The organism is Prevotella sp. AGR2160 (assembly GCF_000424185.1).
Taxonomy (GTDB): domain Bacteria; phylum Bacteroidota; class Bacteroidia; order Bacteroidales; family Bacteroidaceae; genus Prevotella.
Window position 1 is genome coordinate 31,064 of the sequence record NZ_AUJK01000018.1, and the last position, 16,063, is coordinate 47,126.

At 51.2% G+C, this 16,063-nt stretch carries 15 protein-coding genes; 9 read left to right on the top strand and 6 right to left on the bottom strand.

Features of this window, described 5'->3' with window-relative positions; translation table 11 throughout:
- Positions 1-152 precede the first annotated feature (152 nt).
- The 6 genes from G604_RS0110260 to lgt all read left to right on the top strand — a co-directional run bounded on the left by G604_RS0110260 (position 153) and on the right by lgt (position 8,063).
- Positions 153-1,223: a glycerate kinase gene (locus G604_RS0110260; protein WP_028910491.1), complete on the top strand. Its 1,071-nt coding sequence runs from the start codon at positions 153-155 to the stop codon at positions 1,221-1,223.
- A gap of 65 nt (positions 1,224-1,288) precedes the next feature.
- On the top strand, positions 1,289-2,242 hold the full coding sequence (locus G604_RS0110265) for a hypothetical protein (RefSeq protein ID WP_028910492.1): 954 nt from the start codon (positions 1,289-1,291) through the stop codon (positions 2,240-2,242).
- 208 nt (positions 2,243-2,450) lie between these two features.
- Positions 2,451-3,581 (top strand): ATP-binding protein, encoded by a 1,131-nt coding sequence (locus G604_RS0110270; RefSeq protein ID WP_028910493.1) that lies wholly within the window; start codon positions 2,451-2,453, stop codon positions 3,579-3,581.
- A gap of 214 nt (positions 3,582-3,795) precedes the next feature.
- Complete coding sequence (locus G604_RS0110275) at positions 3,796-6,015, top strand: hypothetical protein (protein ID WP_028910494.1); 2,220 nt, start codon at positions 3,796-3,798, stop codon at positions 6,013-6,015.
- 80 nt (positions 6,016-6,095) lie between these two features.
- Complete coding sequence (gene ychF / locus G604_RS0110280; protein WP_028910495.1) at positions 6,096-7,199, top strand: redox-regulated ATPase YchF; 1,104 nt, start codon at positions 6,096-6,098, stop codon at positions 7,197-7,199.
- Positions 7,200-7,202: 3 nt separating this feature from the next.
- Positions 7,203-8,063, top strand: a complete 861-nt coding sequence (gene lgt, locus G604_RS0110285) for a prolipoprotein diacylglyceryl transferase (protein WP_028910496.1) — start codon at positions 7,203-7,205, stop codon at positions 8,061-8,063.
- Between the two features lie 3 nt (positions 8,064-8,066).
- Here lgt and G604_RS0110290 read toward each other — a convergent pair whose 3' ends face one another.
- From G604_RS0110290 to G604_RS0110315, 5 genes are all read right to left on the bottom strand, one after another.
- A complete protein-coding gene (locus G604_RS0110290) occupies positions 8,067-8,651 on the bottom strand; it encodes a hypothetical protein (protein WP_028910497.1) in 585 nt (194 codons plus the stop codon).
- Between the two features lie 3 nt (positions 8,652-8,654).
- Positions 8,655-9,077 (bottom strand): acyl-CoA thioesterase, encoded by a 423-nt coding sequence (locus G604_RS0110295; protein ID WP_036905338.1) that lies wholly within the window; start codon positions 9,075-9,077, stop codon positions 8,655-8,657.
- Positions 9,078-9,153: 76 nt separating this feature from the next.
- Positions 9,154-9,444 (bottom strand): HU family DNA-binding protein, encoded by a 291-nt coding sequence (locus G604_RS0110300; protein WP_028910499.1) that lies wholly within the window; start codon positions 9,442-9,444, stop codon positions 9,154-9,156.
- 396 nt (positions 9,445-9,840) lie between these two features.
- Positions 9,841-11,139 (bottom strand): hypothetical protein, encoded by a 1,299-nt coding sequence (locus tag G604_RS0110310; RefSeq protein WP_028910500.1) that lies wholly within the window; start codon positions 11,137-11,139, stop codon positions 9,841-9,843.
- A gap of 85 nt (positions 11,140-11,224) precedes the next feature.
- Complete coding sequence (locus G604_RS0110315) at positions 11,225-12,316, bottom strand: AAA family ATPase (protein ID WP_028910501.1); 1,092 nt, start codon at positions 12,314-12,316, stop codon at positions 11,225-11,227.
- 111 nt (positions 12,317-12,427) lie between these two features.
- Between G604_RS0110315 and yfcE the strand changes: the two genes are divergently transcribed.
- The 3 genes from yfcE (at position 12,428) to G604_RS0110335 (ending at position 15,114) form a co-directional block, all read left to right on the top strand.
- Positions 12,428-12,967 (top strand): phosphodiesterase, encoded by a 540-nt coding sequence (gene yfcE, locus G604_RS0110320; protein WP_028910502.1) that lies wholly within the window; start codon positions 12,428-12,430, stop codon positions 12,965-12,967.
- 38 nt (positions 12,968-13,005) lie between these two features.
- The gene (locus G604_RS0110325) at positions 13,006-14,145 is read left to right on the top strand and encodes a CobW family GTP-binding protein (RefSeq protein WP_036905341.1); all 1,140 of its coding nucleotides are present in this window, start codon (positions 13,006-13,008) and stop codon (positions 14,143-14,145) included.
- 195 nt (positions 14,146-14,340) lie between these two features.
- Positions 14,341-15,114 carry a hypothetical protein gene (locus tag G604_RS0110335; protein ID WP_231376136.1) on the top strand — a complete coding sequence of 258 codons (774 nt, stop codon included), beginning with the start codon at positions 14,341-14,343 and terminating at the stop codon, positions 15,112-15,114.
- 207 nt (positions 15,115-15,321) lie between these two features.
- Here G604_RS0110335 and G604_RS14150 read toward each other — a convergent pair whose 3' ends face one another.
- Complete coding sequence (locus G604_RS14150) at positions 15,322-15,960, bottom strand: M15 family metallopeptidase (RefSeq protein WP_196801119.1); 639 nt, start codon at positions 15,958-15,960, stop codon at positions 15,322-15,324.
- Positions 15,961-16,063 lie beyond the last annotated feature (103 nt).

The following is a 16,063-nucleotide window of genomic DNA, read 5'->3' on the forward strand; positions in this document are numbered from 1 at the left end:
CTATGATCCTCTTGCAGGGGCCGTCCCTTGTGGCGGCCCGTCGGCGGAACGCCGAAAAGAACTGTGAATGATCCCCATTTATAATGCCCTAACGGGCATCGGGCCGCCACAAGGGACGGCCCCTGCAAACAACTTGATTAATTTTTAATTTTATGAATATACTTGTTGCCCTTGACTCTTTCAAGGGATGTATCAGTTCCGCGGAGGCCAATGCCGCCGCGAAGAAAGGAATAGAAAAGGTGAACCCACAAGCGGAGGTGCATACCTTCACCGTCAGTGACGGCGGGGAGGGCTGGACAGCTGCCTTTCATGATGCTATCGGCGGAACGATCAGAACCATCAATGCCCATGACGCTCTCATGCGACCAATCAAGGCGTCGTATCTCGTTGCCGGGGATACGGTGGTCATCGAAGTGGCGGCAACGGTAGGATTGGCATTGTTGAAAGATACCGAACTGCGGCCGACACTGGCCACGAGTTATGGGGTAGGGGAGATGCTCGTTGATGCCCGTATCCAAGGGTGCAAACGGTTTATCATCGGCCTCGGTGGTACGGCGACATCCGATTGTGGCATCGGGATGTTGAAAGCTCTTGTCCATAAGCTTCATGTCTTCCGCCCTCAGGTTCAGCAGATTGACGACGTACTGCCGTTCTTCAAGTACTGTAGCTTCACACTTGGTTCCGATGTTATCAACACGTTGTGTGGAAAGCTCGGGATGGCGGCTGTCTTCGCACCACAGAAAGGAGCGACAGAGAAAGAGGTGGAACTCCTCGACCGTCGTGCAGCTCAGTTTGCCGCTTTTTCCGCCCGTCATTTCGGTTACGACAAGAGTAACGAACCGGGAGCCGGTGCCGCCGGTGGACTCGGTTATGCTTTTCTGCAGTATTTCCATGCAGAGATGAAGCCCGGTGCTGATCTGCTCTTTCGTGCTCTTGATTTTGAAGATCAAGTCAAGAAAGCGGATCTTGTGATTACGGGCGAAGGGGCCTCTGACCGGCAGACGTTAATGGGAAAACTGCCATCAAGAATCCTTGCCATTGCGAAGAAATACAACGTCCCTGTTGCCCTTCTTGCCGGAAGAGTAAGCGATGAAGAGGTCTTGCGCCGCGGCGGTTTTCAACTTATCCACAGTATCAATCCTCCGGAGTTATCCACAGAGGAGTGTTTAAAACCGGAAACGGCGAAAAAGAACTTAGAATCAACGGTTTCTGATATTTTATAAATGAAAGAATACGATAGATCTCCACACTGTATCCACAAGTTTTTCATCACTTATCCACATAAATCATGAAGAAATTAACCATCTTTCTTTATGCTATCGCACTACTTCTCTTGACGGCTTGCGGCAGTCCCCAAGCTAAGACGGGGAAGAACACGCATGCGATGTATTTCTGGCAGACTTCCCTGCGTATCGACTCTGCGGAGAAAGCCTTCCTGTATCAGCATGAGGTGAGGAAACTCTATGTACGTTACTTCGATGTTGTCATGGATGGTACGGAAGCGATGCCGAATGCCACGCTTGCTTTCGGCGATGAGCCGGTGTTCGGGCCAAAAGGTATGCTGCCCGAGGATATGGAGATGATCCCCGTCATTTATGTTCTCAACGAATGTATGGAACAACCACAGGATCATCTCGCGGAGAAAATCCTGAAGAGAATCCTACAGATGAATGCCACTAATGGAATTCATCATGTCCATGAGATACAGATTGACTGTGATTGGACGATGTCCACACGGAAGAATTACTTTGCTTTTCTGCAGCGGCTCCATGAATGCTGTGAACAGAAACACCTCGTACTCTCTACGACGGTTCGTCTGCACCAACTCTCGCAGCCTGTGCCGCCAGCCGATCGCGGCGTACTGATGGTGTACAATACGGGAGACGTGACGGATATCCATGAGCAGTATCCTATCCTTAATATAAAAGAGGTAAACAAATATCTCCACTATCTCCCCGATTATCAGCTACCGCTCAGTGCCGCCTATCCGCTTTTCACGTGGAAGATTCTCTTCCGTAACAACCAGTATGTCGGCATTATCCACAGTAAGGATGAATATCCCATCCTCCCTGGTGATACAATCATCGACCGCAGCGTACAAATGCCGCAGATCATGGAGGCTCACAACCTCATCGCCTCTCTCCGTCCCGATATCCACGACGAAGTGATCCTTTATGATCTCCAGGACAGACATATCCGCCGCTTCCGTCCCGCTGCTTACGAACAGATATTTAATCGGTAGGGAAGGCCTCTCCCACCCCTCCCCAATAGGGAGGGCTATCGTAGCCTGCATAATTCATAGATCCTATTGTAGGTGGCCGCCATGTTGCGGCCACCTACTCATTGTTAGATGGGCGGAACATGATGAATCATGTCCATACACGGAGTTCTATGTTAAGAAATTGGGATTCTACGTGTTTTTTGACTATCTTTGCCCAAAATGTGCAACAATGATAGAGCGTATACAAAAAGGACTTATAGCCCATCTGATAGGCGGAGAGAAGGCTATTATTATTTATGGAGCCCGACAAGTAGGAAAGTCAACTCTTTTGCACGACTTGTTTGGTAAATTAGACCGTGTCTTGTGGTTGAACGGGGATGATATAGATGTTCAGCATCTTTTCGACAATATTTCCTCCACACGTCTGAAGGCTTTGATCGGACAGAATAAATATGTAGTCATCGATGAGGCCCAGCGTATACCGAGCATCGGTCTTCGATTGAAGCTCATCACGGATCAAATAGAAGGTGTACAGGTTATTGTGACGGGAAGTTCTTCTTTTCAACTGGCCAAGGGAGTACAAGAGTCATTGACCGGTAGAAAGCGTGAGTTCTTATTGTTTCCTTTGACCTATGAGGAAATGGTAAATCATACGAATCTTTTAGATGAACATCGTATGATTCCTCATCGTATGGTTTTCGGTTATTATCCGGAGGTTGTCACTTCTCCTGGACAAGAGCGGGAGGTGCTTCATGAGTTAGCGAATAGTTATCTCTATAAGGATGTGTTGACTCTCGATCAGATTGGTAAGTCGGAGAAGATAGTCAAGTTGTTGCAGGTTTTGGCCTATCAGATTGGTGATCAAGTGTCCTATCATGAGTTGGGACAATTGATAGGTTTGGATCCGAAAACCATAGAGAAGTATATTCAAATTCTTGAGAAGAATTTTATTATTTTCCGTTTAGGCAGTTTCTCACGGAATATGCGGAATGAGTTAAAGATGAGTCGTAAGATTTATTTCTGGGACTTAGGAATCCGCAATGCGGTAATCGCTAATTTTCAACAGGTGGAGAACCGCATGGATAGCGGTGCACTATGGGAGAATTTTGTCATCGCGGAGCGTCTAAAATATCTGAATATCCATCATCCCTTTACCAATTCCTGGTTTTGGAGGACGCAGCAGCAAAAGGAGATCGACTATTTGGAGGAGCGTGATGGTGTCTTGCAGGCTACAGAACTGAAATGGAATGAAAAGAAAGCCAATGTAAAAGTCCCCGAGAGTTTTGCCAAGGCTTATCCTCAGGCACATTTTCAGGTGATAACACCGGAGCGCGTGGATGATTTCTTGTTAAGTGACTGATCCGTAGGGACATGATTAAAGACAGAGTAACAGATGATGCATATTTTGAGCGCAGTATATGATATATCTGTTATTCCTGTCCTTACAGATAGGGAAACGCCCCTTCACAATAGGGATTTGCGCCTGATTTTTGAGGCCGAAAAATTTGGAGGATATTCTCTTTTTCTATATCTTTGCCCCCAGAAATAGATACGAGCAAAATAAAAGCAAACTTATGAAAAAGAGAATACTATTTGTCAGCGCCTTGTTGACATTGTCGGTATCGACCTTCGGCTGTGTGTTTGAGGGACCGACACATAATTATTATCTGTTCAGTGTGCTTGACCCTTCGGCCAACACCTATCAGAACCAGGGACGTATCAACGCCTTCTGGAAAGACTATACTCATGGCCTCGTCGGCAGCTACCGTGACTTCGCCGGTGATGACGAGACACCGCGGAAAATCCTCGCCTACGCTCAGAAGAAGAAAGACACAGAGATGGTGAACTATCTCCGACTCCTCAACAGTTATCTGCGGGTCAGCGATCAGATTACTGCCGACAGTTGGGATTATCCCACGAAAGCGCAGTTGCTGCAGCGCCGCCAGAGCATTGTGCGTATTCTCCGTGCTGCACAGAGCTACCGCGGTAGTCGACTGAAGAGTCGGTATATGCTCCTGGCGATGCGGGCGAACATGCTACTCGGCAATGACGCGCAGAATAAAGTCTACTGGACTACGAAGGGCAGTAAACTGCCGCAGAGCGTCTACCGTGACATGATGGAGAATATCTATGCCCGTGCGTTGCTGAAGACCGGACAGAAACAAGCGGCTACGGAGATCTATGCCCGTCAGGGAGATGTGGAGAGTCTGAAATGGAGCGTGCGCAACTACCGTAATCTCGCCGGTATCCAGGCCCTCTATCGTCAGAATCCGAACAGTATGCTGTTGCCCTATCTCGTACAGGACTTTGTCAACAATGCCCAAGAGACGATTGATAACTATGCCGCGCCTGCGGACGGTCAGAGTAGAAGCCAAAAAGACATTGAGGAATGGATCAAGGAAGTAGGCTGTAAGCCCGTTTACCAGCAGGAGGTGAACAACTTCATTGCCTTCGCCAATCAGGTTGTCAGCGAGGGCAAGACTACGACGCCCTGTCTGTGGCAGACGGCTATCGGCACCCTCGACTATCTCTTCAAAGATTACGACGGAGCGAAGACGGCGTTGACCAAGGCCCTCACCCTCGCCGGCAGCGACCGCATGAAGGATAATGCCCGTGCCGTCCTTCTTGTCAACAGCACGCATACCGAGACGCTTGACGGTAGTTATGAGGATTACCTCATTCGTGAGTTCCGTTGGCTGCATGACGAATATGTCAAGGATATGCAGCCGAATACCTATGGTTTGCCCGATAATCCAGGAGAGCATTACGAGGATATCCTCGACCGTGCCGTCTATGCCAACCTCTATCCTCGACTGATCAAGGAAGGCCGTGCGCAGGAAGCCCTCTGTCTGTTGGCTTATATGGATGAGCAGTATCCCGATGGTCGTCATACCACAACGACAAAGACAGCCATCCGTCAGAATCCACCGGCTGCAGGCTATAACTGGGGCCGCGACTGGAATACCGAGTATTTCACGGCTCTCGACAAACTCTCTGCCGACTCCCTGGCCGCCTATGTCCGCTATATGGACACGACGCAGAACAATGCCTTTGCGGAGTTTCTGCGCGGCGGTGCCTATCGCGACAGCAACTATTTCAACGACCTCATCGGAACGAAATACATGGCGGAGGGCCGCTTCGCCGATGCCATCCCCTATCTGAAGCAGGTTGATCCGAAATACCTCTCTTCGGAGAATATCAGCGGCTATCTGACACGCGACTATACGAAACCGTATTGGTTTGACCGTCAGGCGCCGAAGATGACGAATGAGGATACGAACTATGACGTGAAGGAGGGACCGGGCAGCGGTACATTTTCGGAGAATCCCAAGCTGCAGTATTGTCTCGATATGACCAATCTGCAGAGTCAGTATTCCCTGGCCAAGGATGAGGCTACGCGGCAGCCGTTGGCTTACGAGTTGGCCACGCGACTCTACCAAGCCAGTTATGAGGGTGACTGTTGGGCGCTGACGCATTACTCCTGGAGCATCGCCGACAGCGTGCGTACGGGTGACATGGACTTCATCAAAAAGGCTATCGGCTATCTCGACGAGAGTAAACTCAGTGAGGATGAGAATCTGGCCTTCGACAGTTATTATGCCCTTGCAGCTATCCGCCGTGATTCGTGGTATAAGGAAGACTGGAGTCTGCCGACACCACAGTATTACGATGGTCACAGCCGCCAGTATCAAGCGCTGAAGGAGTTGAACAACTTCCTGCTGTCCCATCCCGCTTTCCAGGACAATCGATACGTCAGCCACTGTGACGTATTGAAGAAGTTCAGAGAGGGATAAAGGAAAATTCGCCTATCTATTTGTTTACGTAAAATAAATTCTGTACTTTTGCATGCAGAAATAAACGTTTATAAAAAGATATGGCATTAAAATGTGGTATTGTAGGCTTGCCGAATGTGGGTAAGTCTACACTTTTCAACTGTCTGTCGAGTGCGAAGGCACAGGCAGCCAACTTCCCGTTCTGTACGATTGAGCCGAACCTCGGCGTCATTACGGTCCCCGATGAGCGACTGACGAAACTTGCGGAGATTGTTCATCCCGGACGTATCGTCCCCGCTACCTGTGAGATCGTGGATATCGCCGGCCTCGTCAAGGGTGCCAGTAAAGGTGAGGGCCTTGGTAATAAGTTCCTTGGCAATATCCGTGAGTGCGATGCCATCATCCATGTCATCCGTTGTTTCGACGATGACAATATCGTCCGTGAGGGTGGCGCCGCCGTTGATCCCGTGGAGGACAAGAGTATCATTGATACCGAGCTGCAGTTGAAAGACCTCGAGACCATCGAGAGCCAGCTCGCCAAACAGCAGAAGGTCGCTGCCACGGGCAACAAGGATGCCAAGGTGATGGTGACGGTCCTTGAGGCTTATAAGGAAGCCCTCGAACAGGGTAAGAACGCACGTACTGTCTCTTTCGACAGTAAAGAAGAGCAGCAGGCCGCCCATGACCTCTTCCTCCTGACGACGAAGCCCGTGCTCTATGTGGCCAATGTCGATGAGTCCAGTGCCAAGAGCGGAAATGCCTATTCCAAGAAAGTAGAGGAGATGGCTGCCGAGGAAGGTGCTGAGGCTATGGTCATCGCCGCCAAGACAGAAGAGGATATCGCCTCGCTTGATACCTATGAGGATAAGAAGATGTTCCTCGACGAGCTTGGTCTGGAGGAGAGCGGCGTCAACCGACTCATCAAGAAAGCCTATCACCTGCTGAACCTCCAGACGTTCATCACGGCCGGAGAAATGGAGGTGAAAGCGTGGACCTTCCATAAGGGCTGGAAGGCCCCGCAGTGTGCCGGCGTCATCCACACCGATTTCGAGAAAGGCTTCATCCGTGCCGAAGTCATCAAATACGAGGACTTCATCAAATACGGATCTGAGGCTGCTGTCCGCGAAGCCGGCAAGCTCGGTATCGAGGGCAAGGACTATGAGGTACAGGATGGCGACATCATGCACTTCCGTTTTAATGTATAGTTTATGCTTCACTTACTCAATTACATCGTATGGAATCCCGACCCGGTGATGTTTCACCTCGGCGGGCTGACTATCCGCTGGTATTCCATGTGCTGGCTTGTGGGACTCGTCCTCGGCTATCTCATGATGCACCGGCTCTATAAAGATCAGCAGATCCCCGATGAGAAGTTTGACCCGTTGCTGCTCTATATCTTCGTGGGTATTCTCGCCGGTTGCCGCCTCGGTCATTGTCTCTTCTATGAGCCGGGATATTTTCTGACGTCATGGGACCATATCATCGAGATGTTTCTACCGATACGCCATATGGCTGACGGCTCGTGGAAACTGACGGGTTACCAAGGCCTCGCCTCCCATGGTGGTGTCGTCGGTATGATCATTGCCATCTGGCTCTATTGCCGCCATACGAAGCTGTCAATGTGGGTGGTATTGGATAATTTCGGTATCGTCTCCGGTGTCGGCGCTATGTTCATCCGTCTTGGCAATCTCATGAACTCCGAGATCATCGGTAAGGTCACCGATGTGCCCTGGGCTTTTATCTTCGAGCGTGTCGACGGTTATCCCCGTCATCCCGGTCAGCTCTATGAGGCTATTGCCTACGGTATCATTCTCCTCATCTCCGTGGCAATCTATAAGCACCGCGGACCGAAGAGTGTCGGTACGGGATTCTATTTTGGTTTCTGTCTGACGACAATCTTCACCTTCCGTTTCTTCATAGAATATACCAAGGAGATACAGGAAGCCTTCGAGGCCGGCCTGCCTTTCGATATGGGTCAGGTACTCAGCGTTCCCCTCATCGCCATCGGCATCTGGGCTATGTGTCGGAAACCGAAGAAAGACAAAGAAAAAACAGAATCAACGAAGTAAATTCTATCCGTTGATCGCCATATCGGCGAGGGAAAAATCCACAAGTTCGGCGTATACGTCCGGTTGATGATGACTGCTGATGAGTTTCTCATGCACCATACACAACTGGAGGTATGCGCCGAGCATCGTTTTAAGTGTCTGATCCTTTAGCTTCGGATATTCAAACTCATGGAGCGACCGTGGAAAGATATGGTTGCTGTTATTGTCGAAATGGGTATGGATATACGACAGAATAGCGCTCTTGCGCTTGAAACGCTGCAGCCACGCATGCATGAGCATGCGCCACTCGTCGACCATACGGACATCATAGACCATGCGCTTGAAGGAAGAGAGACCGAGGAAACTCTCATGGCCGCTCTCGCAATAGCCTTTGAGATGGATATCGGCGACACCGTATTTGCGCAGCCGCAGTTCGATATCCTCCATTTGGATATACGCCTGGGCGGCACGCAGCAGACTCTGCTCACACGCTTCCAGCGTCACCTGATGATCTTTCAGCGGTTGGGCAAAGAGCAGGGCGGGATCGGCATTGAAATCGATGATAGGGCAGAGAGCCGTGTTCAGTTCGTAGGTTTGATAGACTTGCATCGCTTATCTCAGTGACCGTCCTTCAAATTTCTCAATAGCTGCTATCCAGTCGGGCCATACCTCTACCGACTGCTCTTTCTCCAGATCATAGGCGACGATGATGGAGGTACCTACGCATTTCACCTCTTTCGTCTCGCTGTCGATGAGGCGCTGTACGAGGGTGAAACTCTTATGGCCGATATGCGTCACGGCCGTCTGTACTTCAATATGCTTGTCGGTGGTGTGGATCTGCTGGAGAAAGTCAGCGTCGATATGCGCTGTCACTGTGGCATGGTTCTTATCGACATCGACACCGATGGCATGGAAATAGTCCATCTTCGCTGTATCGTAATACTGAAAATAGATGCTGTTGTTGATATGTCCGAACACATCCGCGTCGAAGAAACGAACCTGCAGCGGGAAGATATGATGAAACTGGATATCCATAAGAAAAAACAATCTTTTTAAAAATAATAGAACAAGGGCATGCTGCCATCCTTTCCCGGAAAGGATGGCAGAGAGGTTATTTCGCCGGGTGCTTGCGCGTGTAGATAGACAGATTATCCGAACATTTAAAGACAATCTTGTCGTGTGCCTCGATGGTGATCTTCTCCTTCGTTGCCGGGTTGATGCCCTGGCGTGCCGGCACTTCCTTCACGAAGAAATGACCGAAATCGGGAATCGTCACATCACCGTCTCCCTCACAGATATTGTCGGCGATGACGCCGAGGACCGTCTCTACATAGCGGGCGGCCTCGGCTTTCGTCGTACCGCTCTTCTCTGCTACCGCAGCAATCAGTTGTGTCTTGTTCATTGTCGTCTGATTTTTATTTCGGGTGCAAAGATACAAAATATTTCAGTGGAAAAGTAGAAAAGCCGGAACATTTTCCTTTGCGGAAGATGTACCGGCTCTATTTTCTAATTTCGATTCTGTCAATCAAAGAAGGAATGGGATTTACTTACCCATTTCCATTTTTTCGCTCACCTTGACAGCCTGTGCAATGCATGCTGCCACGACTGCGAGGATTAATACTGTTGTCATCATAATTGTTATCCTTTTTAATCTTTTTATTATGACCTCCGACGAGGTCCGTGTGTGTTATGTTTTTTCTTTTGACATTGCAAATGTACGAATTGTGTTCGATAACAACAAATATTTCCTGCATATTTTCTAAAAACAGCCCCTTTTCTTGACCTTAATCAATCCTATTTATTTTTGGCCGTCAGTTGCGGAGATGACCTTGTTGATCTCGTCGAACTCCTTGCCCTTGTTGAGATTGAGATAAATGGTGTAGAGGGGGAAGGCCCACTGCTTGCGGTCGGCAGGACGCAGGCGGCGGTAGCGCTCCAGATAGGGGAGGGCGCGCTCGTAATACTGCAGGATCTTCGTACGGTTGCGGCGCTGCGACTGGTAGTTCTTGTCGAGATTGACGGCCATGTTGTAATACGCCAGACCGGCATTGAGATAGAAACCGGCGAAGACGACGGAGTCCTTGTCGGCCACAATGCTTTTCTCATCCACTTTGCTCTTCTGCTCCACCGAGTCCTTGCTTTCCGTGAGCCGGGCGGCATCCTTCTCGATGACGGAGTCGCAGATCGTGATGCAGTCGCGGTATTTGCCCATGTTCAGCAGCAGCGTACTCTTCGTGAAAAGGAACTCCCGTTTGGCGGGCGCGATCTTCAGCGCCTCTTCGGTGACCGCCATAGCCTGCGGCAGACTGTCGGCGCGGACATAACCCTCTACGAGACGAGGAAAGAAGAAGGGAAAGAGGGGATAGCGATGGAATCCCTCCTGCAGCGTCTGCATATAGCGGGCACTGTCATTATCCAACCGGTACGTCTCAGCGAGATACTGCAGCATGTAAGCCTGATGCGCCGTGTCCTGCAACGCCCAATACGTATGATGGAGCGAGGCCTTCGTATCTTTCATCTTATAACCGCAGAATACGGCCCAGTAAGCGGCTTGTGGCACACGCCGGTCGTGATGGGCGTAGTCGAAACGGCGGAAGAGTGGCTGTTGGACACAGTCAATATACCTATTAAAAAAGGAGTAGGCTTCGGGATACTGTTGTTTGCGGATGAAATAGGCGCCACCAAAGAAGAGATTGCCGCGGATGGCGTTGAGATAGTCGGCATGGTGGTCGCGGAACTGCGGACGGACACGGCCGCGGCGGTCGGGGCGGGCATCGACGGAGTCCATGGCGATGGCAACGGAGAAGAGCGTGTTGACGGAGCGGAAGAGTTTTGCCGTGTCGTATTGCTGTTTCAGATAGAGTTTCTCGTTGCCCTGCTCATACTGCTTGCGTACCGCCTCATAGAGTGTCTCCCAGATTTTCAGGTTCGTGCGGTTGGCAGAGTCCTTAAGGAGTTTCTCCATATTTGCCTGTGCCGTCTCCAGGTTTTTGCCGCTCTTGACGAGGTCTTGGGCGGCAGAGATTTCCTTGCGCTGCGCCTGAAGGGTGAGCGGAAGAAAGAGGAGGGACAGAAAGAGGATAAGCAGTTGTCTCATTGGTTCCTTTTTTATATAACCTGTAAAATTCATAGATCCTTTTGTAGGTGGCCGCAACATGGCGGCCACCTACAAAGGGAAAGAGTTATTCAATCTTTCCCAATGCGAGGTTGTAGTTGTCATAGGCGGCATTGCCCGTGATATCTTTCACCACACGGATGAAAGGTGGGAAGTTGACGCTCTCGTGCTCCGTGACGCCTTTCGTCTCGAGGATCATGAGGTGATCGATGGGCGAGTGGTAATCGTCAAGCTCGAAATACTGTCCTTTCCAGATAAAGCTGCGGCGCGTCTTCTCCACGGGATGGCGGTAAGGATCAGCCTGGCGGAGCATGGACTCATAGAGATTGTTGTTGATCTGCCGCTCCGTCTCGATCATCTCATGATTCGGCGTCACCTTGCGCGTAGTATGGATGATCACCTCCTTGCCATTGCTCACGCGCTTGCGCAGACGGATCTGCGTGCCCGGGGAAGTGACGAGATAGATCTGTGAGATCTCCGTCGTGGTTGCTTCCGGCACCTCACCCGTGAGTTCCACGACATAACGGTGCTCTTCGACGATGGGCTGGGGCAGGCCGAGGACGCTGCTGATCTCCTGGATGACACGGAAAATCTTGTTGTCGAAATTATCGTGGTTGTTGATCACGCGTAGATGGGGATGTCCCGTCCAGGCGGCGATGACGCGCTTGTCGACGAGACGCGCCTTCTCGATACCCTCCGTGCGCTCCTTGTTGTTGGCCACGGTATAATACTGTTCGGCGCCGTCGGCGGCGGAGACGAGGTGGAGGACGGCATCATAGCGCTCGTCACGCAGCTGCTGCGTGGTGTAGCCGAGCTGGCTGATGATCTGCTGCCACATCTCCGGCTTCATATAGGCGGAGATATCCATCACGCCACGGTCGTAGATGATAAGCACGGGCTCGGAGAGTGTCTCGGCCATCTTCAGAAACTGGTCTTCGAAAGCCAGCTGGATCTTCAGCGTCGACAGCTCGCCCTGAAAGAAGAAATCCTTGTTGCTCGTCAGGTAGTCCATTCCCGCAGCCTGAAAGATCGTGGGGACTTCGGGGATGGTGAACACCTTATATCCGAGGCCGGAGAAATGGTCGTTGATCTTTACGAGTGCCGTCGTCTTGCCGGCACAGGGGCCTCCTGTAAGGACTATCTTCGTGATCTTGCTCATATCGTAATGTTTTGAAAATTCTTATTTGAGTATTTTGACTTTATTTTTGTATTCTGCTTGCAAAATTACAAAAAAATATTTATACTTTTGCAGGGCGAAAAAACTATTGATATGAAATATTTAATTCTCTCCGATATCCACGGCTCTCTGCCGGCATTGGAAAAGGCGCTGGCCTTCTATCGCGAGCAGCACTGCGACATGCTCTGCATCCTCGGTGATATCCACAACTACGGTCCGCGCAACCGCGTGCCCGAGGGCATGGACGCCCGCGGCATCGCCGAACGGCTCAACGCCATGGCCGACGAGATTGTCGCCATCCGCGGCAACTGTGACAGTGAGGTGGACCAGATGCTCCTCGCTTTCCCGATGATGCAGGATTATATGTTGCTTGTCGACGAAGGAAAGAAGCTTCTGCTGACCCATGGCCATGTCTACAACGAGGATCATCTGCCGCCGGGCCGTTACGACTATGTCTTTACGGGCCATACCCATCTGTGGCATCTCTATCGTGCTGACAACGGCACCGTGTTCTGTAATACGGGCAGCATTACCTTTCCCAAACAGAACAATGTGCCGACGATGGTGACCTATGAACATGGCACGGTTGTTGTTTATGACTTGGACGGAAAGAAGCTGAAAGCAATCGGATAACGAAGCATTCAGTATTTTGCAATCGGATTACATTATATATGGAAAAGAAAAAGGAAGTGCCCGTACTTCTCCTTACGGGTTATCTCGGCAGTGGTAAGACGACGCTCGTCAACCGTATCCTGTCGAACAAGAAAGGAATCAAGTTTGCCGTTATCGTCAATGATATCGGTGAGGTGAATATCGATGCCTCGCTCATCCAGCAAGGCGGTGTCGTCGACCAGAAAGACGACAGCCTCGTGGCGCTGCAGAACGGCTGTATCTGTTGTACGCTGAAGATGGACCTCGTCAAACAGCTCGCCGACATCGTCAATACCGGCAGCTTCGACTATATCGTCATCGAGGCCAGTGGTATCTGTGAGCCGGCGCCGATCGCCCAGACCATCTGTTCCATTCCTACCCTCGGACCGGAGTATATCAAGAACGGCGTGCCCCGTCTCGACAGTATCGTCACCGTCGTCGATGCCCTCCGTCTGCGCGATGAGTTTGCCAATGGCAACGATCTGTTGAAACAGAATATCGGTGAGGACGATCTCGAGAGCCTCGTCATCCAGCAGGTGGAGTTCTGTAATGTTATCCTCATCAACAAGGCCTCCATGGTCAGTGCCGACGACCTCAATCACGTGAAGGAAATTCTCCGTGCCCTGCAGCCGAAGGCCGAGATCCTGACGTGCGATTACGGGGACGTTGATCTTGACAAACTGATCAATACGCGCCGTTTCGACTTCAATAAGGTTGCCACGAGTGCTGCGTGGATTGATGAGATCGAGCACCACCACGATGAGGAGGAAGAGGAAGGTGGCGAAGTTATGGAGTATAACATTCAGACCTTCGTCTATCAGCGCCGTCCTGCCTTCGACCTCAGTCGTTTCGACGAGTTTGTGGCACGCTTCTGGCCGAAGAATGTCATTCGCTGCAAGGGCATCTGTTATTTCCAGGATGAGCCCGACACATGTTATGTCTTTGAACAGGCCGGCAAACAGGTGGGTCTGCGCAATGCCGGTCAGTGGTATGCCACGATGCCGAAGAATGAGCTGAAGAAGCTCATGGACCAGGAGCCGGGCTTGCGCGCCGACTGGGACGAGAAATACGGCGACCGCATGCAGAAGCTTGTCTTCATCGGGCAGAACCTCGACAAGGCCGCTATCTGCGCTGAACTCGACAAGTGCTTAGTGGATTAAATCCAATTCACGGTTATATCCTTTTGCAGGGGCCGTCCCTTGTGGCGGCCCGTCGGCGGATACGCCGAATCAAATGGGAATTTATCGCCATCAGAAATGCCGTAACCGGCATCGGGCCGCCACAAGGGACGGCCCCTGCAAAGCATCGGGCCGCCACAAGGGACGGCCCCTGCAAAGGAATCAATACCATTGATAATGATGAAAATAATTGAACAATATCTCTGTGGAAAGGTGTCGGACGACCGTTGTGAGGACGGTATCGTCACGACACCTTCTTTCGTTGCCGTCATCGATGGCAGTACGAGTAAGACGCCGCGGCATATCCATCCCACGCTGCGCAACGGCCGCTACGCCATGCTGCTCATCAGTGACGCCATACGCCAGCTGCCGGCGGATGTTTCGCGTGAAACATGTATTCAGGCGCTCACGGATGTGCTCCACAGACAGTATCATCAAGTCCTTCCGCCCGAAGAGCGGCTGACGGCCTCCGCCATCATTTATAGTGATGTTCGCAGGGAGATATGGATGATCGGCGACTGCCAGTGTCTCGTCGACGGAGTGCTTTATGAGAACGGGAAACCGTCGGAAAGGGAGCATGCGGAGAAGCGTGCCCGTTATATCCTTGCGCATCCCGATGATCCCGACGCGCCGGAGAAGGGTAGGGCGCTGATCGTTCCCGATCTCGTCCGTTCCATGCGTGAGGGACAGAACAAACAGTATGCTGTCCTCGATGGTTATCCTGTTTTTCTGCCTGGTGTAAAGACGATCGCCGTGGAGCGGGCTCATGAGATTGTTCTCGCCAGTGACGGCTATCCCTTTCTGAAACCTACGCTCTCGGAGAGCGAGGAAGCGCTGCAGCGTCAGCTACATGATGATCCGCAGAACATTCATACGTTTCTCGCCACGAAAGGTCTTGTCGCTGGCAACCGTTCTTTCGACGACCGTGCGTATATCCGTTTTCGGAGATAATCATCCCACCGTAGGGGCACCCCTTGTGGTCGCCCCTCCCCCTCGTAGTAGGGGCACCCCTTGTGGGCGCCCTAACGCCACGGTGACATTTTTCCTCTAACACCCACCGTAGGGTGCGGCCCTTGTGGCCGTCCTAACACCACGGTGACATTTTTCCCCTTTAGGACGGCCACAAGGGCCGCCCCTACGGTGGCAATACCGTTCATATTAGTATTCAAAGTGCTGATAGTCTTTCATCGTCTTCCAGTCACCACCCCAGCGGAAGCCGGCCGCTTTGAAGAGACGGTAACAGAGATCGCCCTTCGTGATCTTATAGGGGAAATTCCTGGAACGGTCAAGATAGGGGCGCCCCGTGGCGGGCTCGACGACCTCCGTGCCGTTCTTCAACCGCTTATGATAGGGATTGTAGAGGGTGTTGATATCTACGGCGAGGCCGAGGCCGTGCTTCGAGACCTTATGCGTGTGGGAGATGAAGCGGAAGTTGAACGCTGATGAGTTGTTGTGTCGCATGGAGGTCTCGTCGTCGGCATTATAGTTGTCAATGAGTTCCATGCGCTCGATAGGGTAGCCCGCCTCATAGAGCTTCTTGAGGATGACGATGACTTTCCATGCGATTCTCTTGTTGACGATCATCTCGCCGTGATGCGTCACGCCCTGTCGGTCCTTGATGAGACAGCGCAGCAGCCGCAGCTCAGAGCGCGGCACCGTGCAGCCTTTCTTATACGACTTCCCCTGCATCCGTGCGAAGACATCATCGGGGATAGCCGAAACCGTGAAATCCTTGTTGCCGCCCCAGCAATGCAGCGGGGTGAGGAGTACCCAAAAGAAGAATAAAACCTTCATCATTATGGTTGTGATGTTACAGAATATGTCCATGATGGTGCAAAATTACAAAATAACTATAAACTCTTTGCATGGACAAGGAATTTTTTGTACTTTTGCGAAAGGA